Below are 21,555 nucleotides of genomic sequence, written 5' to 3'. Positions count from 1 at the left end.
CAAAGAATGAGTCAAGAATACGAACAGCAGAAAATCATGCAGGTCGATCTCGAACGCGAGATGAAGAAAAGCTATATCGACTATGCAATGAGTGTTATTGTCGGCCGCGCGCTGCCGGATGTGCGCGACGGCCTCAAGCCGGTACACCGCCGCATCCTGTACGCCATGTACGAGGACGGCCTGACCTCGGACAAGCCCTACCGCAAGTCGGCAACGACCGTCGGTAATGTGCTCGGCCGCTACCATCCGCACGGTGACGCATCGGTTTACGACGCGATGGTGCGTATGGCGCAGCCGTTCTCGCTGCACTATCCGCTGATCGACGGTCACGGCAACTTCGGTTCCGTGGACGGCGACCCTCCGGCAGCTTACCGTTACACCGAGGCCCGCATGGCCAAGCTGGCAAACTACATGCTAGCGGATATCAAGAAAAACACGGTCGATTTCCAGCCGAACTTCGATGAGGAGCGCCAGGAGCCGGTCGTACTGCCTTCCCGCTTCCCTAACCTGCTGGTGAACGGCTCGTCCGGTATCGCGGTCGGCATGGCGACCAACATCCCGCCGCATAATCTTTCCGAGGTCATCGACGGCACCTGCTATGTCATCGACCATCCCGAGGCGGAGATGGACGAAATCTGCCAGTTCATCAAGGGACCGGACTTCCCGACCGGCGGCGTGATCATGGGCCGCAGCGGCATCCGTGCGGCTTATGCAACCGGCCGCGGCAAGATCAAGGTTCGCGCAAAGACCGAGATTGTAGATCTGCCGAACGGCAAGAGCCAGATCGTTATTACCGAGATCCCGTACATGGTAAACAAGGCGCGTCTGGTCGAGTCCATGGCAAATCTGGTCAAAGACAAGCGCATCGACGGCATCACGAACATTCAGGACCATTCCTCTCGCGAGGGTATGCAGATTGTCGTGGATGTTCGCCGCGATGCCAACGCGCAGGTCATCCTCAACCAGCTGTTCACCTATTCGCAGCTCGAGGATACCATTTCGATGATCCACATCGCACTCGTGCCGGGTGCGGGCGGCAAGCTGCAGCCGCGTGTGCTGACGCTGCGCCAGATCCTCGACCAGTATATCGGCTTCCAGAAGGACGTTGTCGAGCGCCGCACACGCTTTGACCTCAAGAAAGCGCGCGATCGTGCACACATTCTGGAGGGCCTCAAGGTCGCAACCGACAATATCGACCGTATTATTGCCATCATCCGCGCCTCTAAGAACGAAGCTGAAGCCAAGGAAAACCTGATGGCGGAGCCGTTCTGGATCGACCAGATCGCGCTGCTCGGCATCGTGGACGGTTCGGAGCACTTCGAGTTCCACCTCGACGAGCCGCAGGCGCAGGCCATCGTAGATATGCGTCTGGGCCGCCTGTCCGGTCTGGAGCAGGAGAAGATCAACGACGAGTATAAGGACCTCGAGAGCCGTATTGCAGGTTTTGAGGAAATTCTGTCGTGCGATGCGAATATTCTTGCTGTTGTCAAGCAGGAGCTGCAGGAAATCAAGCAGAAGTACGGCGATGAGCGACATACCCGCATCGAAAATGTAGCAGATGAGATTGACATTGAGGATCTCATCGAGCAGCAGGACTGCGCCTATACCCTCACCCACTTCGGCTATATCAAGCGCCAGCCGACCTCGGTTTACCGCGCACAGCGCCGCGGCGGCCGCGGTGTTTCTGCGATGAGCACCCGTGAGGAGGACTTCGCAAAGGATATCTTCACCGCGTCCACGCATGACACCATCCTGTTCTTCTCGGATCGCGGCAAGGTTTACAAGCTGAAGGGCTATCAGATCCCGGAAACCGGCCGCTCGGCAAAGGGCATGAACATTGTCAACCTGCTGGAGCTTGAAAACGGCGAAAAGATCACCGCAATGTTCCCGATTCAGGAGTTTGCGGACGATAAGTTCCTGTTCTTCGTCACCCGTCAGGGTATTGCAAAGCGTATCGTGCTGAGCGACCTGCAGAACATCCGCCGCGCGGGTCTGCGTGCGCTCAACCTCAACGAGGACGACGCACTGGTTGACGTTCGTCTGACCGACGGCGAGCAGAACATCCTGATCGCCACCCACGAGGGCAAGGCCATCTGCTTTGACGAGAACGAGGTTCGTGCAATGGGCCGTGTGGCTACCGGCGTGCGCGGCATCAAGCTGGCTGAGGGCGATTACGTTATCGGCGCGGCGCGTGCCCGCAAGGACGCATATGTGCTCTCCATTACCGAGAACGGCTACGGCAAGCGCACCCCGGTCGAGGAGTTCACCGTGCATCATCGCGGCGGCGGCGGCATGATGCTGCATAACCTGACCGAAAAGACCGGTCTGGTGGCAGGCATCGCTGTTGTAGACAGCGAAAACGATGTTATGATCATCACCGATGACGGCGTTATCATTCGTACCGGCGTTGAGGAGATCCGAGAATGCGGCCGCGGCTCGCAGGGCGTTATCGTAATGCGCACCGGTGAGGACGTGAAGGTTATCTCGATTGCCCGCACGGACAAGGAGGAGGAAGACCCGGCAGAAGCCGAGGAAGAAACCTCTGAATCCGCTGAAAATGCAGAGTCCACCGAAGCAGCAGAAGAATAAACAGCAAAAGACGAGTCCGTTTGGACTCGTCTTTTTGTGCCTGAAAAACAGAAAAACCGCCTGTAAAGGCGGTTTTTTGAGTTACGCGGTAGCGACTGCAGTATCCTCGACCTGCTCGTAAACGATGCTGATGATAGACAGCACCACGGTAGCGGTAGCGATGCAGATATGCTGCAGATCGTCGTTGATGCCATGCGGCTTAGTCGAAGTGCGGTAAGCCTCGTGCATCGTTGAAATGCGGTTCACGAGTGTGTCCACGGTCGTGGGCGGAATAATAGGACTTGCCCATTTCTCAAACTTATCTTCGGTCATACGGCGACGAATTACCAGTGCAACGCGCTTTTCATAAACATAATGTGCGAGCAGATTGTGCTCGTAGATATCGTCGTTGTGCGGGTAGGTGAAAAAGTCGGTCATGTAGTGGCAGATTTCGCCGAGATCGACCGACAGCTCGCGTCCGTTGGTACGCCCGATGGTATACTTGTGCGTAAAAGCGCGGATTTTTTCCATCACCTCATCCATCATAATGGACGGGTTATGGCGTTTGGTGAGGTAAGTACCGGTCAGATCCGGTTTCAGATTGCCGTAAATAAAACCGCTCTGATCAAAGGTCACGCCGCAGGTCTGCTCAACGTAATCCATCAGCAGATTTGCAACGCGAATGTGGGATACGGAATCCATTTATCAGTCCTCCAAGACGGAACATATGTTAATACTAACAGTAAATATTAAATTAACAACTTCTTAACACCCGAAAAGCATCCTCTCCGCTTTTCACGATTAAAGCTAGTATAGCACACTTTTTGCACATTGTCTCGCTTTTTTGAAAATTGTAACGCAAACAACACAGAATGTTAACAATTTTGCGGATTATCACAATTTAAGTTGCATTAAATTGGTTATCTTGCCCGGTATTGCTCGCTCTTGAATTTGATTTTGCCCTCAAGTGCCTTGCGCAGACGTGCACACATGGCTTCCCTGTCCTGATTGAGCGTGCCCGCCAGATTAACGTAGTTAGACGCGTGATTTGCACGGAAAACACTGCCCTCGGAGTCGATATGCTCGAGCAGGATGAGGGTTTCGTGCGCGATTTCAATCGGGTTCATCAGGTAGAAACGGCCCTCCTGCCAGTCGCGCATGAGCGGTGTCGGCAGCTCAAACAGCAGGGTCAGCAGGCCAATGTACTCCGGCTTCATGCGGGAGAGTGCTTCTGCGGTCTTGATGGCGTGCTCCTCGCTCAGCTCCAGTGAGCCGAGACCCGCAATGCAGGTAACGGACAGCTTCATGCCGGCTTCCTTGACCATCAAGCCTGCACGAACGATCTCATCGGCGGTTTCGCCCTTGTTGATGCGGCGCAGTACCTCATCCGAGCCGGATTCCAGACCCAGATAGATCATCTCCAGACCTAAATCGTGCAGCATGTTCAAATCTTCCTGCTTTTTGCACAGAATGGACGCCGGGGAGCCATAGCTGGTAACGCGCTCACACTCCGGAAATACCTTCTTGATGTAGCGCAGGATTTCTGCCATGTGCTCGGGACGGCACATCAGCGCATCGCCGTCTGCCAGAAAAATACGGCCGACACGGCGGTACATGCGGCGTGCCTCGTCAAAATCTGCCTTGACCTCCTCCAGCTTGCGTACGCGGAAACGCTTTTCCTTGTACATATCGCAGAAGGTGCACTTGTTGTGGCTGCAGCCGATGGTGACCTGCACAATCAGGCTGTATGCCTCAGAGGGCGGACGAAAAACTCTGCCTTCGTATTCGATCATGGGTAAAACTCCTTATTTTAGCTATTTAGATAAACAAAACGGACGGAGTATTCCGTCCGTTTGCTGGTAACATTGGGTTAGTCCTCTTCGGCTTCCGGCTCTTCCTCGGCCTCAGCCTGCGGCTCCTCAGCCGCCGGTTCAGCTGCCTTGGGCGCATCGTCAAATGCGTCCTGATATACCGAAGTATCCGCACACTCCTCTGCGCATGCGCAGGAGGCACAGTCGGACTCGGCACGCATCATTTCCTCCAGCTCATCCATGGCCTTCAGTTCAGCCTCGTGGTAAACTTCCTCTTCACGCTTTTTCTGAAGCATGACAAGCGCTGCGGTAGCACCGGCTGCACAGGCAAGGCTGGTCAGCAGCAGACCTGCTTTCACCTTGGTAGAATTTTTCACGGTATCCACTCCCTCTCAAATGATGCGGAACTATTGTAATAATAAAAATCAATTAAACAAAATACAGCGTAAATGCCGATTAAGTGCTTTGCCTATACTTTACCATACGGACGGGGCAAAGTCAATGCTAACGGCACATTTAGCCGAGCTCATAGGCGCGCTTAATGCATTTATCGCAGGCTTCCGACACGATTCCGTACAGATCGCGGTCCTCAAGCACCTTCATGCCCTCAATGGTGGTGCCGCCGGGCGAGCACACCGCGCGGATCAGCTCTGCCGGCGTCTTATCACGGCGCAGCAGCATTTTGGCCGAGCCGATCATGGTCTGACAGATGAGCGTCAGCGCGTCGTCCTCGTTGATACCATGCTGCTTCGCACTCTGCACGAACGCGTCCGCGTAGGCATACAGGTACGCCGGAGCCGAACCGGCATACGGAATGACCTCGTTGAGCATGTTCTCCTGCTCAAACGTGACAGTAACGCCCATGGTGTTGAACAGTTCGCAGAGTTCGGACAGCTGCTTGTCGGTTGCGGCCGCATTCTTAACCAGCTGGGTTGCGCCCTCGCCGAGCATAAGCGGCGTGTTCGGCATCACGCGGATCATCGCGGTGTCCGCGCCGAGCGCACCCTCCAGCTTGGCGAAGGTCACGCCTGCGGCAATGGATACGACAAGCGGCTTCTCCCCTTCATATTTCGCCAGATTCGGCAGGATTTCGTCGAAATTCTGCGGCTTAACGGCCAGCAGCACGATCTCGCTTTCTGCGTAGACCTCGGTATAGTCACCTGTGACGGCGTAGCCCTTGGCTGCATGAGCGGCGCGTTTTTCCTCGCTGCGGTTGAACATCAGAACCTGCTCAGGCGTGAGACGGCCTGCGCGCACTGCGCCTTCCGCGATGGCGGTACCCATGTTGCCGGCACCGAGAACACCGAATTTGTATTTTTTCATGTCAATACACCTCGTTTATGGTTTATTTTCATATATGCTTAAAGATAGAGAGCAGCCTGCTCTGTGGAAGGAATGCTGCCGTTTCTTTCAAATTATGGCAGATAAAACAATCATATCTGATAAAAGATATTATAGCACAATGGACTTTTCATGCAAACAGCTTGTGAAAAACTTTCGGATATGGTACAATAAAAATACTTTTATTTCATTATGGCTGTCATTTCGAACAGGCTAAAAGATATTGTATGTAAGGGAGTAAAACACAAAACATGGAACAAAAAAAGAGAAGCAGCTTCTCCAGCCGAATTGGTTTCGTGCTGGCGGCGGCAGGCTCGGCGGTAGGTCTGGGCAACCTTTGGCGATTCCCCTATCTGGCGGCACGGTACGGCGGCGGTATTTTCCTGCTGGTGTATCTCATTCTCGCGCTGACGTTCGGCTTTTCGCTGATGATTACCGAGATTGCCATCGGACGAAAGACCCGTCTGTCTTGTATCGGTGCGTACAAGGCGCTTGATAAGCGGTTCGGATTCCTCGGCTGGCTGGCGGCGTTCGTGCCGTTCATCATCACGCCGTATTACTGTGTTATCGGCGGATGGGTTATGAAATACCTGTTCACCTTTATCAGCGGCAACGCGCTGGAGGCGGCCGACAACGGCGGATTTTTCAGCAGTTTCATTGGCTACGATGCGGGTTCGCTGTCCTCGACGATTTTCAGCTTAAATGGACCGACCCCGTGGTTCATCCTGTTCGTGCTGGCGACCACAATTGTCGTTATCTTCGGTGTTGAGAAGGGTATCGAGAAGGCGAGCCGTATCATGATGCCGATTCTCGCCATTCTGGCGGTCGTTATCGCAATCTACTCGCTGACTATTCCGGGTGCGCTGCAGGGCCTTAAATATTATATTCTGCCCGATTTCTCGCAGTTTTCGGTATCTACCGTGCTTGGTGCGATGGGACAGATGTTCTACTCGATGTCGCTGGCAATGGGTATTATGATCACCTACGGCTCCTATATGCAGAAGGAAAATCTGCTTGAGCACTCTGTCACCCAAATTGAGATTTTCGACACGCTGTTCGCGTTTGTGGCCGGTCTGATGATCATTCCGGCGGTTATCGCGTTTAACGGCGGCGATCCGTCTCAGGTAAACAGCGGTCCGGGTCTGATGTTCATCACTCTGCCGATGGTATTCGACTCCATGAAGTTCGGCACCATTATCGGCGCAGTATTCTTCCTGCTCGTGCTGTTTGCGGCGCTGACCTCTTCCATTTCGCTGATGGAAACACTGGTTTCCGTGCTGATGGACAAGGCACACATGAAGCGCAAGACGGCTACCATCGTTATTACGGCAAGCTGCCTGCTCATTGGCATGCTGTCCTGTCTTGGCTATGGTCCGTGGGCAACGATTACCGTTATTGGCATGCAGTTCCTCGACTTCTTTGACTTTATTTCCAACTCCGTGCTCATGCCGATCGTGGCGCTGCTCACCTGCATCCTGATTGGTCATGTAGTCGGCACCAAGGTCATCGCAAACGAGGTAAAGGAAGGCGCCGGTTCGTTCCACCGCGAAAAGCTGCACCGCGTTATGGTGCGCTGGGTGGCTCCGGTGATGCTGGCAGCGATCCTCGCTTCGGAGTTGGCAACCAAGGTATTCCACCTTTTCACTATCTAAAGGCAACACCGCGCAATTAAAGCCGCGGCTCCTTGCGTAGGCTCCGGTCGCGCTGCTGCGGCGCTTTGCGGAAATTTTGCGCCCTGATTTTGGCTTCGGTTCCTTGCGCGAGTTCCGTCCGCGCTGCCGAGATTTCTTGCAATACGGCAAGTATTGCTGCAAATTCGCGCCTCATCAGTACGCAAAATTTGATCGCAAATCGCTCTTGTTCAATTATGCGGTATTGCCTAACACTCTCACAGGAGAAAACCAATGAAAACTGTAACCATTTACACGGATGGCGCGTGCTCGGGCAATCCGGGTCCCGGCGGCTGGGGTGCAATCCTGCAGTACGGCAAGGCGGAAAAGGAGCTTTCCGGCTCCGAGCCGTCCACCACGAACAACCGCATGGAGCTGCTCGGTGTAATTACCGCCCTCGAGACCCTCAAGGAGCCGTGCTCGGTCGATCTGTATTCGGACAGCAAATATGTTGTTGACGGCATTACCAAGGGCTGGGCCAAGGGCTGGCGTGCGCGCGGCTGGGTTAAAAGCGATAAGAAACCCGCAAAAAATCCGGAACTCTGGGGTCGTCTGCTCGATTTGCTGGATAAACACGAGGTGCGGTTCCATTGGGTCAAGGGTCACGCGGATAATCCATATAACAACCGCTGTGACGAGCTTGCCGTCGGCGAGTATCAGAAGTATAAGTAAGGCTGTCGCGAAACTACAGTTTCGCCGACAAGCAGGAACGGACCGTGGGCCGTTCCAAAGTCGTCCGAAAGTTCCTATACAGAAACTTTCTCCCTCCAGAAGTGTAAAAACCGAGATACATGCTCCCGGTTTTTACGAATTTGCGAAGCAAATTCTATTTTACGCGCGCTACAGCGCGAATTGGATGGAGCGACAGGAATATCCACTCTTTAGACAAACTGAACACCTTCTTCACATTTGGTGAGGAAGGTGTTATTTTTTGCGTAAAAAGGTCTCTTTTACGCCGATATAGAGTAAAACTACACCGAAAGCACGCCGCAGCAGATCGGTGTCCACTCTTGCGGCAAGCAGCGCCGCAAGGACCGAGGTCACCACGCCTGCCGGTACGCAGCATTTGACCGCGTCCCTTTCGATGAGTCCGTTTTTGCAGTGTGAAATCAGCGCTGCAGGCGCACACGAGAGAAAATACAGCAGGTTGATGCCGCCCGCCTGATACTGCCCTGTCCCTTCAAAAAGTGTCAGATACAGCAGCAAAAGTGAGCCGCCGCCAATGCCGAAGCCGCTTAAAATACCGGTCAGCAGACCGATTGCGACCGCAAGTACCGCGCTCACAGCAGCAGGACGGCACGGATGCCGCCATAGAGAATCAGCACGCCGAATGCACGGCGCAGCCAGTCCGCCTTTACCCTGCCGAATAGCTTTCCGGCCAGCACGCCGCCTGCCGCGCCGCCGAGCAGATACGGCACCGCCTGCCCAATCGGCAGACCGCCCTTTAGCCAGTAAATCACCGCTGAGACCGCGCACAGCGGGAAAATTACCGCGACTGAGGTCGCAAATGCGCGCTTCTGCTCCATGCCGCACCAGGAAATCAGCAGAGGTACGAGAAATAACCCGCCGCCCGCCCCGAAAAATCCGTTTGCTGCACCGGAAAGTGCACCGGTGACTGCATATTTTACTGAAATTTTCATAAAAGAAACCCTCCGGTGACAGTTTGCACCGAAGGGCTTGCTTTTATGTGTATTATTTGTCGGCTTCGCGCTCGCGTTCCTCTTCCTTTTTGAGCTTCTGCTCGTTGGCGTAAACACGGTTCTGCAGACGGCACAGCTCCTGTGCAAGCGGGTCCGGCAGGTTGACCTGGTCGAGTGCATATGCCGGAGACGGACCGACACGCTGACCGGCAATCTTGACGACGCGCGCTTTGATGCCGACAACCGTGGAATCTGGCGGAACCTCCTGCAGTACGACAGCATTCGCGCCGATACGGCTGTTGTCACCCACCTTGAACGGTCCGAGAACCTTCGCGCCAGTCGAAATGAGCACGTTGTTGCCAATGGTCGGATGACGCTTGCCGGTGTCGTGACCGGTACCGCCAAGCGTTACACCGTGGTAAATCGTGCAGTCATCACCAATCTCGGCGGTTTCACCGATAACGATGCCCATGCCGTGGTCAATAAACAGGCGTTTGCCGATCTTGGCGCCCGGGTGGATTTCAATACCGGTCATATGCCGTGCAAACTGCGACAGTGCACGCGCAAGAAAGAAATGCTTGTGTTTGTACAGCCAGTGCGCCTGACGGTGGTAAAAGAGGGCGTGAAAGCCCTGATAGAGCAAAACAACTTCCAGTGTGGTGCGTGCTGCCGGGTCGCGGTCCCGGATCGAGCGTGCATCCTCAAGCAATCCCTTAAAAATCATAGTATCCCTTCCAAACTTTAGGGGTATAAAGCAGTATATGTAATCGGAAGATAAAAGGTTCCGACAGCCGTTTATGATACTTGCATAAACGAACGATAGTATTATTATAGACTCTTTTCGGTGAAAATTCAAACACTACGTTGAATTCCGTGAAAAAAGTGGTATAATGTAAGAAGATTATGCTGAACGAGGTACGAAAATTATGAAAATTACTGTCATGGGACTGGGTTATATCGGCCTGCCGACGGCGATCACGCTGGCTGAGGCTGGTTTTGAGGTCTGCGGCTTTGACGTAAACAAAAAGACCATCGAAACCCTGCAGGGCGGTCATATCCATATTGTAGAGCCGGGTCTGCAGGAAGCATTTGAAAAGGCTGTTGCACACGGTCATCTGCATTTTTCCGAAGAGCTTGGCAAGTCCGATGTATTTTATATTTCGGTGCCGACGCCGTTCTTCAAGGACGAGAACGGCAGCCACAAGGCCGATCTGCGCTTTGTAGAGTCTGCAGGCCGTATGGCAGGCAAGGTGCTCGAGCCGTCCAATCTGGTCATTCTGGAGTCCACCGTGCCGCCGCACACCTCCGAGATGCTCGCACGCGTACTGAGCGAGGAATCCGGCATCCCGATGAATGAGATTCATGTTGCACATTGTCCGGAGCGCGTTATTCCGGGCAACATGATGTACGAGCTGAAGAACAATGACCGCATCGTCGGCGCCCGCACGCCGGAGGCTGCTGAAATGGCGGCATCCATCTACGAGAAGGTGCTTGAGAAGGGTGTCGTTCACAAGACCGACGACCTGACCGCCGAAATGTGCAAGCTGACCGAGAACACCTTCCGCGATGTCAACATCGCTTACGCAAACGAGCTGTCCGTCATCTGCGACAAGATGGGCATTGACGTTTTTGAGCTGATCAAGCTGGCAAACTGCCATCCGCGCGTTAACATCCTGACCCCGGGTGTCGGCGTTGGCGGCCACTGCATCGCAGTTGACCCGTGGTTTATCTACGAGCAGTTCCCGGCGGAGGCTAAGGTTATCCTTGCGGCACGCGAGCGCAACGAGAACAAGCCGCACTTCGTCGCTGACAAGGTTGTAGCAAAGATGAAGAAGGTAACCGACACGGTCGGCGTGCTTGGCTTGTCCTACAAGCCGGACGTTGACGATCTGCGTGAGTCGCCGTCTATCGAGCTGTGCCACATCCTGCAGGAAAAGGGCGTAAAGGTTATCGCGTGCGAGCCGTTCGCCAAGGACACTGAGGTGCAGAACATCCCGAACGTATCGTTCGAGGAGGTTCTCAAGGCAGATTATCTGGTCATCACACTCGGTCACACACTGTTCAAGGAGAATAAGGACAAAATCGCAGAGAAGCCGTACTTCGACTGCGTTGGTCTGATGGAATAAGTTTGCAAATAAAAAAAGCCGCCCGGTTGGGCGGCTTTCTGTTGTTTGAAGTAGGAATTAGTCGTTAGAAATGAGTGATTATGGGCGTTCTGCCGCTGAAATCCGGTTCATATAATGCGGAACAGGGGAGAGGTGGGATGCCGATGGACAATATCTTACAGGTAAATGAGCGGCTGCGCGGCCTGATATGGGGCGCGCCCATGCTGATTTTGCTGCTCGGCACCGGATTGTACTTCACGGCGGTGACCGGAGTTTTTCAGGTGCGGTACTGCGCGCTCTGGCTGCGGAAAACACTGTTTTCCTGCTTTACCGGTGCTGCAAGACGGACAAGCGGCGGCGTTTCTCCGTTTGCGGCCATGTGCACTGCGCTTGCCGCGACGGTCGGCACGGGCAACATCGCCGGTGTGGCAACCGCGCTGACGCTCGGCGGTCCGGGCGCGGTATTTTGGCTGTGGGTAAGCGCATTTGTCGGCATGATGACCGCGTTCGCAGAGAACACGCTCGGCATGCTCTACCGTGAAAAGGGATGCGACGGCAGCTGGCGCGGAGGAGCCATGCTGTACCTGAAAAACGGTCTGCGCAGTCCGCTATTGGCGGGAGCCTTTGCGCTGTTCTGCGTGCTGGCATCGTTCGGTATCGGCAATATGAGTCAGTGCAACTCAATCGCGCAGGGACTTTACAGTTCGTTCGGCATATCGAGCGGGATCGTCGGCACGGTGACCGCGGTTTTGCTTGGCGCGGTGCTGCTCGGCGGCCTCAAACGGCTGTCCCGCGTGACGGAAACGCTCGTACCGTTCATGGCGCTGTTCTACATGGGCGGTGCGGTCGTTGTGCTGTGGGTGCATCGGGCGGCGCTGCCGCAGGCGTTCGCGCAGATTTGCTCGATGGCATTCGATACGCGGGCGGGCACAGGCGGCGCACTCGGCTACGGCATGACGCAGGCCATCCGCGCGGGCGTGTCGCGCGGCGTATTTTCAAATGAAGCCGGGTTGGGCTCATCCGTCATGGTGCATGCTGCCGCAGACGCAAAAGAGCCGTGTGAACAGGGGATGTGGGCGGTGTTTGAGGTGTTCTTCGACACGATTGTGATGTGCAGCGTCACCGCGTTCGTCATTCTCACGAGCGGGGTATATGACGTAAGCCGCTACGCGCTTGCGTCCGGAACGCCTTTGCTTTCTCAGCTGACAACCGGTGCACAGCTTACCGCAGAGGCGTTCTCCACCGTATTCGGACGGTTCGGCAGGGGATTCGTTGCGGTGTCGCTCGCGCTGTTTGCATTCTCGACCCTGCTCGGCTGGTCATATTACGGACAGCGTGCAGCGGCCTATTTGATGGGGGAGCGGGTAATTCCGGTCTACAAGGCGGCCTTTCTTCTGGCGGCGGTAGCGGGTTGCATGATGCGGCTGGAGCCGGTGTGGGCGCTCAGCGACACGTTCAACGGCTTGATGGCGCTGCCTAATCTGGCGGGCGTGCTGGCGCTTCGGCGGCAGGTGATTGCGGAATGGTGTCGCTATAAACGCAATTTATGACGTTAAACCATTGCAAGTTGCACAAAAATATCCTTTCGGACGGAAAAAACCGGATTAGCACTTGTAAATCCGGTTAAATCCATATAAAATAGAATGGAATTGCGGACACGATATGTCTGCGTATAAGGGGGAAATAAGGAATGGACATTACGGCAACTGTCTGGACATTGCTGCCGCCGATCATTGCAATCGCGCTTGCGCTGATTACGAAGGAGGTTTACTCCTCACTGATGATCGGTATTCTTTCGGGTGCGCTGCTCTATACGGGCTTCCATCCGCTGAAAGCCGTCGAGACGACTTTCACCATCATGGGCAGTAAATTGGGAGATAATATCAATATTTGTATCTTCCTTGTATTGCTTGGTATTCTGGTTTCGCTGATCACAAAATCGGGCGCGTCACGCGCATACGGTGAGTGGGCGGTCAAGACCATCCGCAGCCGGCGCGGCGCGTCGTTTGCGACCTCGTTCCTCGGAATGTTCATTTTCGTGGACGATTATTTCAACTGCCTCACCGTCGGCACGGTCATGCGTCCGGTTACGGACAAGTACAGCATTTCCCGGGCAAAGCTGGCGTACATCATTGATGCTACCGCCGCTCCGGTCTGCATTATCGCTCCGATTTCCTCGTGGGCGGCTGCAGTCGGCTCGTCTCTGCCGGAATCGAGCACGATGGACGGCTTCTCGCTGTTCCTCAAGACCATCCCGATGAACCTGTACGCGCTGCTGACGCTCGCATTCCTCATCTGGCTGATGGCGGCGGACTTCGACTTCGGTGTGATGAAAAAGTACGAGCTTGCACACAAGGATGACGATCTCTCTCTGATTGAGGAGACCCACGTTGTAGCCGGCTCGGGCAAGGTTTACGACCTGATCCTGCCGATCAGCGTACTGATCGTGCTCTGCATTGCAGGCATGCTGTACACCGGCGGCATTCTGGACGGCGCAAACGTTGTTGAGGCGTTCGCAAACTGCGATTCTTCCACCGCACTGGTGCTCGGCTCGTTCTTTACGCTGCTGTTCACCTTTGTGCTGTACATTCCGCGCAAGGTGCTGTCCTTCGGTCAGTTCTGCGAGGCGTTTACCGAGGGCTTCAAGGCAATGGTTCCGGCCATCCTCATCCTGACGCTCGCGTGGACGCTGTCCGGTGTGTGCCGCGACGAGTACCTCAACATCGGCGGCTTCGTATCCTCTGTGGTGAATGCGGAATCCACCATCGGTATGTTCATGCCGGCGGTATTCTTCCTCATCGCGCTTGGTCTGGCCTTTGCGACCGGTACCTCCTGGGGCACGTTTAGCATCCTGATTCCGATTGCTATTGCGGTATTTGGCGATGCACCGTCCACCATGCTGGTCATGACCGTGGCAGCCTGCCTGTCCGGTGCGGTCTGCGGCGACCACATCTCGCCGATTTCGGATACGACCATCCTCGCATCCGCGGGTGCACAGTGCAACCACATTGATCACGTTTCCACGCAGATGCCATACGCGCTGATGATCGCGGCGATGAGCTTTGTAGGCTTCCTTGTCGGCGGTGTGACCGGAAACGGCATTCTGGCGCTTGGCGTAGGTGCGGTACTGTTGGTGCTCACTATTGCGGTTATTACCGCACGTCAGAAGAAAAAGGCGTAACAACGTCAATTAAAGTCGTAAAATTATGCTCTCCCTTCGGGGAGAGCATAAAATTGCAATAAACCCCATTTTATCCGGTCAAAACCGGATAAGCAGACTCCCGAAAGAAGGTATCCCGTTTGACCACTGACCTTACCGTCGGAAAAACGTCACAGAAGCTGTTCTGGTTCTCGATTCCGCTGCTGCTCAGCGTCGCGTTCCAGCAGTTGTACCAGATGGCTGACTCCATCATCGTAGGCCGTTTTGCCGAAACTGTAGAAGCCGGTGAGTTGGCGCTGGCCGCCGTCGGCGCCAGCTATCCGATCACACAGCTGTTCGTTGCGGTCGCAACCGGTATCAACATCGGTACCGGCGTGCTCGTCTCGCAGCTGTTCGGCGCAAAGCGTTATCTGCGCATGAAGACCGCCATCTCGACCGCACTGCTCACCACCACGGCGGTAGCACTGCTGCTGACGCTGATCGGCGCTGTCGGCACGACGGGCATTATGAATGCGCTGTCCACGCCGGAGAATATCTTTGCGGACGGCTCACTGTATCTGCGCGTGTATGTGTTCGGTCTGCTGTTCCTGTTTATCTATAACGTGTGTACGGGTATCTTCAATGCCATGGGCGACAGCCGAACGCCGCTGATCCTGCTTGTGCTGTCCTCGGTCGGCAATGTCATTCTGGATATGGTATTTGTTGCCGGTTTGCACTGGGGCGTTGCAGGCGTTGCATGGGCGACGTTTATCGCGCAGGGCGCGTCCGGTGTTCTGGCGTTTGTGCTGCTGCTGCGCCGTGTACGCTCATTTGATACGGGCAACCATTTCGTTCTGTTCGCGCCCGAAATGCTGCGCCGCCTGACCAACTACGCCGTGCCGTCTATCGCACAGCAGAGCTTCGTATCGGTCGGCAATGTTGTCATCCAGTATTACATCAACCTGTGCGGTGCGACCGTCATCGCGGGATTCTCGGCGGCAAACCGCGTCAACCAGTTTGCGCTGACCTGCTGTATGTCGTTCGCTTCGGGTCTGTCGAGCTACGTTGCGCAGAATATCGGCGCCCGCAAGATGGACCGCATCGGTCCGGGTCTCAAATGGGGTGCGGTGTATTCGCTCGGCCTGTCCGTGGTGTTTATGGCGATCTATCTGCCGTTTGCGAACAAGATCATCAGCCTGTTCGTTCCGGCGGGCAGTGCCTCCGGTGTTATTGATGTCGCACGAGGCTACCTGTTCACGGTTGTGCCGTTTTATCTGGTCGTATGCACCAAGTTCGTATGCGACAGCGTCCTGCGCGGCGCCGGCGCAATGCGTCCGTTCATGGTAACGACGTTCTCCGACCTGATTATCCGCGTGGTGCTGTCCATTGCACTGTTCTATGTGGTCGGCAACGAGCACGGTATCTGGCTCAGCTGGCCGATTGGTTGGTTCCTCGGCTCGGGTCTGTCGGTGTTCTTCTATAAGTCCGGCGCATGGAAAAAGAATCTGCCTACATTCTAACCGGCCGTAAAATTGTAAATGAAAGGGTTTCCTATCGGGAAACCTTTTTTCATGCCTGTTTATTGAGAATCTGCATAACGACACGGCTGACAATTTCTCGCTTTAGGGCAGGGCCTTTCTGCATTTCGTTCCCACAAAACTGCATTTCGTGAAAAAGACGTTCCGGCTGATCGAAAATCTGCTATGGTATAAGCACAGCAGATAACACGGAAGAAGCGGACAGCACCGTCGAGTAACGGTTTCTTCGATACCGGCTGATGAATTGCAAGGTCGCAGCTTCCGCAATATGAAGAACAACTCCTCATAATTGAGATACCCCGCCGGATGGAAAGCGAGTATAATTCCGTTCGGCGGGGTACTGTTTTGCACGGAAAAAACGAGGCGCACATGCCGTTCACAGGGATGGTGGGTTTTGAAATTGCGTGACGATTGCGGCTCTGTATGGTATGATGGAGAAAAACAGCAGGAGGCGTTTGGGTGAGGATACTTTTTGTTTGCCACGGCAACATATGCCGCAGTCCGATGGCAGAATATATCATGAAGGAACTGGTAAAGCGAGAAGACGTCGCGGATGACTGGGAGATTGAATCGGCGGCTGTCAGCCGTGAGGAGATCGGCAATCCGGTGTATCCGCCGGCGCGGCGCAAGCTGCTTGAGCAGGGAATCCCGTGCGGGCAGCATGCGGCGCGGCAGATGACGCGCGCAGATTATGATAGGTTTGATTTGCTGATTGGCATGGACCGGTCGAATCTGCGCACCATGCAGCGCATTTGCGGCGGCGATCCGGACGGCAAGCTGCATTTGCTGCTGGATTTTACCGACCGACAGGGCGAAGAGGTCGCTGACCCGTGGTATACCGGCGATTTTGATGTTGTATGGGAGGATTTACTGGAAGGGTGTCAGGCGCTGCTGAGGGAATATAGGTAAGAAAAAAGGAAACCCGGGTGGGTTTCCTTTTTTTCTTACTTAGACACCGAAGGTTCTCCGGTAAATCCCGGAATGGTGATTTTCAGAGTCAAATTAGAAGTGGTATTTGTGCCAACAAATACTACATTATAAGTTGTGGACCAAAGTTCACTGGGAAAACACATTGCAATAGTCTGGTTGTCGGCATCAATGCGATATGTTTTTGTAGATAAGCGGTCTCCGCCAACTTTATATTCCGAACCATCAACCGTAATGGTGTCAAGCTGTCTCAGCCACTCTGCGGCGTCGGAAAATGTCAGAAGGTAATATTGATTGCCAGAAGAATCTTGAGTTTTTTCAATCGTCGGCAGTTCGGTCGGTGCTGTTACCGCAGAGCCGCCGGAACTACTCGAATCACCAACCGTCAGCGTATACTCTACATCAGTATAGCCATCTGCGGTGAGTTTGATTTTATAGTCACCGGCATTGGCAAACAGGCTAACGGGCAGATCGAGAACATCGTATGCAGACGTACTATAAGTGGTATCGGTTGCAGCCGGACGGAAGTTGTTGTCCGCAAGGCTGCTGCTGGAATAGCCGCGGGTCAAAACAGTATCGTTCACCTTGACCTGATTTACTTTAGCCAGATATGTTGTGAGGTCAGATGCATTCAGACCGGTGAAGCTGAGACGATAGTAGGAATACGTTCCCGTAAAACCGGTATCGGTTTTCTTTTTAGCGCTGGAAACCGTCGGTGCGGATTTTGCAGCTTCCGCCGGTTTTGCATTAACCGTAAACTTTGCCGTCAGCGGCTCACCATAGTACTTTGCCGAAATAGCAACCGTATGCTCACCGGACGGTACGTTATACAGAGAGATGGTTTTGTTATCCTTGCCGATTACATAATAAGCCGTTTCGGAACCGTAACCGTAATATCCGTAAGTACCGATGTCCGTTTTGTCATCCAGCTTAACAGATGCCAGATTCTTGAGGAAATCACCGTTCGAGCCATCTACCGTGAATACGACGACCGGCTTGCCCGATTCGGTAGTCTCGGCAACCGACAGAGAAAGGTTTTTCTCTAGCTGCTTTGCAACGGTCAGTGTCAGGCGCACCTTCTGGAAGGTATCGACCTGCAGCGTCAGCGCGTTATCGCCCAGCTTGAGCTTTTCAGCCGGAATGGTGATGGTGTTCTTCTCGGTGTCGATGGAGTATGCATCCTTGCTCAGCGCCGAGGTGGTGTTGAGGTAAAGCTGGCTGTTGGCATTCTCTTTCATTTTTTCCAGATATGCCGTTGCCTTGCTGCCGGAAACGAGCAGAACTGCGTCCTTACCCTCATTTACTTCGCTGATGGACTGGTAGCTTGTCTGACCGTCCTTGGTCACTTCCTTGACCAGAGTCAGGTCAGGAGCTGCGGAAGAGGACGCCTCGCTGAACGAAGTCGTTTCGCCAAGCAGATTATCCTCCAGCACCTTCTTTACCGCATACGGACGGTTGCGTGTGGTTTCTGCGTTCTCAGAGGTGACATACTCCGCAAAGGTGAGCAGCTTGTCCTCGGTGCGCGCGGTATTTGCGGCAGCGAAGAAGCCTGCGCTGGTGTAAACCTTATCTGCGCCTTCATAATAAACCGCGTCATGGAGCATATTGTCCCAGCGCTCGGAGATAGCGGCTGCATTGGCGTTGTCCAGACCCAGCTTTTCCACGATCTTCGCGTTGGTCAGCAGGTCGGCGCTGAATACCAGATTTGCGTTCATGGTGTTGCTGCCGCCTTCAGAACCGGAATCCGAGGAGGCACCGCCGCCGCCGCTGGTCGCTGCGGAAAGCGCGTCTACGCCTGCCGCTGCGGCACGCGCCGCCGGAGAAACCGACTGCTTATCTGCACCGTAGGCATAGAAGGTCTGGGAGAACGACTTGAAGCCGTTCGCGTAGATGGTCAGCGTATACTTTCCGCTGTGCGTCAGATGGTTGGTAGTATCGTTATACAGCACGAAGGTATCGCCGATGAGATACCAGTCGTCAAACTTATTGAGCACCTGTACCTCGGAATCGCCCGCATACTGCAGTTCTACGCGGTAAATCGGCTGGGTGATGCCGTACAGCATATCCTTCACCGTAAAATGCGTGTTCACGCCGCTGTATGCGCCGGTATCGCTCAGCACCAGAGACGGCGTTTTCTCGTTTACCACATGGATCGGGAACAGCTCGGCATTGCCGTTCGATACCACGCGCAGCTTGTAGCGACCGTTCGAGAAGAAGTTCGACTGACCGAGTGGGACCGTGATGCACGCAACGGTAGCGCCGTCAACACCGTGCGGCAGCGCCTTGTTGAGGCTCCACTTCAAATTGCTATTGAGCACGCTGTTACTTTCATCGTCCTGCACGAGTACAACGCTCGTAATGCCGTCCACAAACGCCTTTTCCGCGTCGGTGCCGTTGGCATAGTTGAACATAAGCTGTACTTCGCCGGAAACTTGATAGAGATTATCGTCGGATTCGCTTAGAACGGCGTCCGGAGAGTAGAAACGTACCGAATTGGAGGCAGTTTTCAGGTCAATGGTTGTGTGGGTCGGATTATAGCGTACCTTACCGGCGGCGTCCTTGTTGGTCTGGTGATAATCCCAGACGTAAACTGGACCGTTTGCAAGGAAGTAGTAATCGACTGGTACACCGGAAACGGTCGGCTTTACCGTGTTCTTGCCGCCGAGGCTGACGGTCTGGGTCTTGCCGGTGGTCTTATTGGTAACGGTCAGCGTGCTCGGGTCGAGTACGGTGGACTGCCACTTGACAATGCTGCCGTCGGTGGAAACCTTGGAGCAGCCGGCGTTGATTTCGGTGCCGTCAACGGTCAGCGTGCAGTTATCCAGCGTGTTGCCGTCCTCAAAGCGGACAACAACAAACTGACCCAGTGCGCCGAGCTGAACGGTGTTCATGTCGATGAGCTTGGTCTGCTCGGGTACGACCAGACTCTGCTGTGCAACCGAACCACCAGAGGACGAACTGCCGCCGGAAGAGGAACCACCACCGGAAGAGGAGCCGCCGCCGGAGGACGAACCACCGCCGGAAGCTGCCGCGCCGACCGTCTCGGTTTTGCCTGCGGCAACCGATTTATTGCCTGCCTTGACGCCGGAAACGCCGTTTGCGGCAGTCACCTTGGTGCCGGTGGTGGTAACGGTTACGTTATCGGCGTTCGCCTTTACGGTTCCAACCTTGCCTGCACCGGTAATCTTTGCGCCTTCTGCGTTGACGTTGATGGAACCGACAGACGCGCCGCTGTTTACGGTAATGGCAGCACCCTGTGCGACTGTGATGCTGTCAACCGAGCCGGAAACCGCAATGTCGGTATTGGCGATAATGCCCTTGCCGGCCTTGGTGTCCTTAAAGGTTACACCGCTTTCGCCGCCGCGCAGTACAATGCGGCCGGTGACAGTAACACCCGTCAGGTCGATTCTGCTGACGCCGTCTGCAATGATAAGGTCGCCGTTGATGGTCTTGCCGGACAGGGAAACGCCGTTTTCACGCACAATAACGCTGTCGTCCACCGTGGCAGACAGAGAATCGTCTGCATCGGCGTAGGTGCTGGCCATCTCACTGATGACCTTGGCGAATTCTGCACGGGTGATGCTGTTTTTCGGGTTCAGCTTACCATTTGCACCGTTGACATAGCCGTTTTCAATCAATGCAGCTACACTGTTCCGTGCCCATGCAGAGACAGAAGCACCATCGGTGTAATTGTTCAGAACGGACGTATCGCCGCTTTCAAGTGCAAATGCACGCGCGAGGACAACAAAAGCCTCTTCACGGGTGATCGGCGCTTCGGGATTCAGTTTGCCGTTTGCACCCTGAAATGTGCGCATGGCAACGGCCAGTTCGAGATCATTATAATACCATGCGGAAGTGTTTGCATCGCTGTAAACCGACAGGTCAGCTGTTTTGCGAGCGGCAAAGGCACGGTTGACGATAGCAGCCATCTGGGCACGGATCAGCAGGCCGGAGCTGTTAATCTGGCCGTTTGAGCCGTTCAGCAGGCCGTTCTGTACAGCGCTGCGCAGGCCGGCTGCGGACCAGTCGGTTGGGAAATCGGTAAAATCTTCAGGCGAGGCAGCGAATGCATTCGCTGGCAGGAGCATAGCTCCTGCCAAAAGCATCGCAAGGGTACGTTTTTTGTTCAAGTATATTTTCCTCCTTGTTGTTAGACTGGGCTAACCATGCCGGTAAAAATTTTCCTTTCCATAGGAAAGGAGCGTGATCACAATGAGTTATCATACACTAACTCATAAGTAGGTAATAAAATATCATAAAGATTTTGTGGTGTCAAATCCTGATATTTACAGGAAAGAACGGCCGTATCATATAAACAACATAAAAAGTACACAAAATCCTGCAATGAGTTAGGAGAAACTAACTCTGGATGTGATTTTTGATAAAGGAAAAATTTTTTGTATGTGCGATACATATTGTTTACAGCGGAAAAGGCACAAAGCAGCACATAATTTCTGTGGAAATGATAAAAATACGGTATAGAAGTTAGTAATATGCGATAAAGATTACAACTGAATATTGAAATATCATAGGGAAGCTGGTGCGCTGTATTATTTCCGCGATTGTCGGTGTACAGCGGCAGGTGGTGTTTTATTTCAGGACGTTTAGACAGGAGGAATATATTATATAGGTATATATAGAGTGTACAAATTTCCTGCAAAATATTTTTTTGAAAAAGTTGAAGAAAAGTGTTGACATTAGGCGTATACTGCGGTATACTAAATAAGCTGTTGATGAGCGGTTGAGAACAACGAAAAAGTTGTGAAAACTCTTAAAAAACAGCAGATTGTACCTTGTAAATTAAACAACGATGTGC

At 54.0% G+C, this 21,555-nt stretch carries 16 protein-coding genes; 8 read left to right on the top strand and 8 right to left on the bottom strand.

Going from position 1 to position 21,555, the window contains the following annotated elements:
• Positions 1 to 6 precede the first annotated feature (6 nt).
• Entirely contained in the window at positions 7 to 2,589 is a 2,583-nt protein-coding gene (gyrA, locus tag PGY33_RS08260; RefSeq protein WP_270478166.1) for a DNA gyrase subunit A, read from the top strand.
• Positions 2,590 to 2,670: 81 nt separating this feature from the next.
• Here the strand turns inward: gyrA and PGY33_RS08255 are convergent, their stop codons facing one another.
• From PGY33_RS08255 to proC, 4 genes are all read right to left on the bottom strand, one after another.
• Positions 2,671 to 3,270, bottom strand: a complete 600-nt coding sequence (locus PGY33_RS08255) for a zinc dependent phospholipase C family protein (RefSeq protein ID WP_270478164.1) — start codon at positions 3,268 to 3,270, stop codon at positions 2,671 to 2,673.
• 218 nt (positions 3,271 to 3,488) lie between these two features.
• Positions 3,489 to 4,361 carry a radical SAM protein gene (locus tag PGY33_RS08250; RefSeq protein ID WP_270385078.1) on the bottom strand — a complete coding sequence of 291 codons (873 nt, stop codon included), beginning with the start codon at positions 4,359 to 4,361 and terminating at the stop codon, positions 3,489 to 3,491.
• A gap of 77 nt (positions 4,362 to 4,438) precedes the next feature.
• The gene (locus PGY33_RS08245) at positions 4,439 to 4,756 is read right to left on the bottom strand and encodes a hypothetical protein (protein ID WP_117750626.1); all 318 of its coding nucleotides are present in this window, start codon (positions 4,754 to 4,756) and stop codon (positions 4,439 to 4,441) included.
• A 139-nt stretch (positions 4,757 to 4,895) separates the two neighbouring features.
• Complete coding sequence (gene proC / locus PGY33_RS08240; RefSeq protein ID WP_118646654.1) at positions 4,896 to 5,702, bottom strand: pyrroline-5-carboxylate reductase; 807 nt, start codon at positions 5,700 to 5,702, stop codon at positions 4,896 to 4,898.
• Positions 5,703 to 5,971: 269 nt separating this feature from the next.
• Here proC and PGY33_RS08235 point away from each other — a divergent pair, with 269 nt between their 5' ends.
• Complete coding sequence (locus PGY33_RS08235; RefSeq protein WP_118753695.1) at positions 5,972 to 7,372, top strand: sodium-dependent transporter; 1,401 nt, start codon at positions 5,972 to 5,974, stop codon at positions 7,370 to 7,372.
• A gap of 252 nt (positions 7,373 to 7,624) precedes the next feature.
• Positions 7,625 to 8,062, top strand: a complete 438-nt coding sequence (gene rnhA, locus PGY33_RS08230) for a ribonuclease HI (protein ID WP_110435770.1) — start codon at positions 7,625 to 7,627, stop codon at positions 8,060 to 8,062.
• A 252-nt stretch (positions 8,063 to 8,314) separates the two neighbouring features.
• Here the strand turns inward: rnhA and PGY33_RS08225 are convergent, their stop codons facing one another.
• From PGY33_RS08225 to epsC, 3 genes are read right to left on the bottom strand one after another with little or no spacing between them, the layout of a single operon-like run.
• The gene (locus PGY33_RS08225) at positions 8,315 to 8,674 is read right to left on the bottom strand and encodes a sulfite exporter TauE/SafE family protein (protein WP_118753694.1); all 360 of its coding nucleotides are present in this window, start codon (positions 8,672 to 8,674) and stop codon (positions 8,315 to 8,317) included.
• Positions 8,671 to 9,030: a sulfite exporter TauE/SafE family protein gene (locus PGY33_RS08220; protein ID WP_118360541.1), complete on the bottom strand. Its 360-nt coding sequence runs from the start codon at positions 9,028 to 9,030 to the stop codon at positions 8,671 to 8,673. The genes PGY33_RS08225 and PGY33_RS08220 overlap by 4 nt, the downstream gene beginning before the upstream one ends.
• Before the next feature lie 52 nt (positions 9,031 to 9,082).
• Positions 9,083 to 9,781, bottom strand: a complete 699-nt coding sequence (gene epsC / locus PGY33_RS08215; RefSeq protein ID WP_256372241.1) for a serine O-acetyltransferase EpsC — start codon at positions 9,779 to 9,781, stop codon at positions 9,083 to 9,085.
• Between the two features lie 175 nt (positions 9,782 to 9,956).
• Here epsC and PGY33_RS08210 point away from each other — a divergent pair, with 175 nt between their 5' ends.
• From PGY33_RS08210 to PGY33_RS08190, 5 genes are all read left to right on the top strand, one after another.
• Positions 9,957 to 11,156: a nucleotide sugar dehydrogenase gene (locus PGY33_RS08210; protein ID WP_119189580.1), complete on the top strand. Its 1,200-nt coding sequence runs from the start codon at positions 9,957 to 9,959 to the stop codon at positions 11,154 to 11,156.
• 143 nt (positions 11,157 to 11,299) lie between these two features.
• The gene (locus PGY33_RS08205; RefSeq protein WP_118479949.1) at positions 11,300 to 12,685 is read left to right on the top strand and encodes an alanine/glycine:cation symporter family protein; all 1,386 of its coding nucleotides are present in this window, start codon (positions 11,300 to 11,302) and stop codon (positions 12,683 to 12,685) included.
• 140 nt (positions 12,686 to 12,825) lie between these two features.
• Entirely contained in the window at positions 12,826 to 14,316 is a 1,491-nt protein-coding gene (locus PGY33_RS08200) for a Na+/H+ antiporter NhaC family protein (RefSeq protein ID WP_442861219.1), read from the top strand.
• 119 nt (positions 14,317 to 14,435) lie between these two features.
• Positions 14,436 to 15,794, top strand: a complete 1,359-nt coding sequence (locus PGY33_RS08195) for an MATE family efflux transporter (RefSeq protein WP_118479700.1) — start codon at positions 14,436 to 14,438, stop codon at positions 15,792 to 15,794.
• 477 nt (positions 15,795 to 16,271) lie between these two features.
• Complete coding sequence (locus PGY33_RS08190) at positions 16,272 to 16,721, top strand: low molecular weight protein-tyrosine-phosphatase (protein WP_270478157.1); 450 nt, start codon at positions 16,272 to 16,274, stop codon at positions 16,719 to 16,721.
• A gap of 35 nt (positions 16,722 to 16,756) precedes the next feature.
• On the opposite strand, the gene PGY33_RS08185 is transcribed toward PGY33_RS08190, so the two are convergent.
• Entirely contained in the window at positions 16,757 to 20,869 is a 4,113-nt protein-coding gene (locus PGY33_RS08185; RefSeq protein ID WP_270478155.1) for an S-layer homology domain-containing protein, read from the bottom strand.
• Positions 20,870 to 21,555: the final 686 nt, after the last annotated feature.

It is taken from the genome of Butyricicoccus sp. AF18-9LB, assembly GCF_027684505.1.
Taxonomy (GTDB): domain Bacteria; phylum Bacillota; class Clostridia; order Oscillospirales; family Butyricicoccaceae; genus Agathobaculum; species Agathobaculum butyriciproducens.
This window is presented reverse-complemented; position numbering and strand designations above follow the sequence as displayed.

What these genes read in the sequence shown, in the direction of transcription:
- gyrA (WP_270478166.1), top strand. Translation starts at nt 7, where the DNA reads ATGAGTCAAGAATACGAACAGCAGAAAATCATGCAGGTCGATCTCGAA.
- PGY33_RS08255 (WP_270478164.1), bottom strand. Translation starts at nt 3,270, where the DNA reads ATGGATTCCGTATCCCACATTCGCGTTGCAAATCTGCTGATGGATTAC.
- PGY33_RS08250 (WP_270385078.1), bottom strand. Translation starts at nt 4,361, where the DNA reads ATGATCGAATACGAAGGCAGAGTTTTTCGTCCGCCCTCTGAGGCATAC.
- proC (WP_118646654.1), bottom strand. Translation starts at nt 5,702, where the DNA reads ATGAAAAAATACAAATTCGGTGTTCTCGGTGCCGGCAACATGGGTACC.
- PGY33_RS08235 (WP_118753695.1), top strand. Translation starts at nt 5,972, where the DNA reads ATGGAACAAAAAAAGAGAAGCAGCTTCTCCAGCCGAATTGGTTTCGTG.
- rnhA (WP_110435770.1), top strand. Translation starts at nt 7,625, where the DNA reads ATGAAAACTGTAACCATTTACACGGATGGCGCGTGCTCGGGCAATCCG.
- PGY33_RS08220 (WP_118360541.1), bottom strand. Translation starts at nt 9,030, where the DNA reads ATGAAAATTTCAGTAAAATATGCAGTCACCGGTGCACTTTCCGGTGCA.
- PGY33_RS08210 (WP_119189580.1), top strand. Translation starts at nt 9,957, where the DNA reads ATGAAAATTACTGTCATGGGACTGGGTTATATCGGCCTGCCGACGGCG.
- PGY33_RS08205 (WP_118479949.1), top strand. Translation starts at nt 11,300, where the DNA reads ATGGACAATATCTTACAGGTAAATGAGCGGCTGCGCGGCCTGATATGG.
- PGY33_RS08200 (WP_442861219.1), top strand. Translation starts at nt 12,826, where the DNA reads ATGGACATTACGGCAACTGTCTGGACATTGCTGCCGCCGATCATTGCA.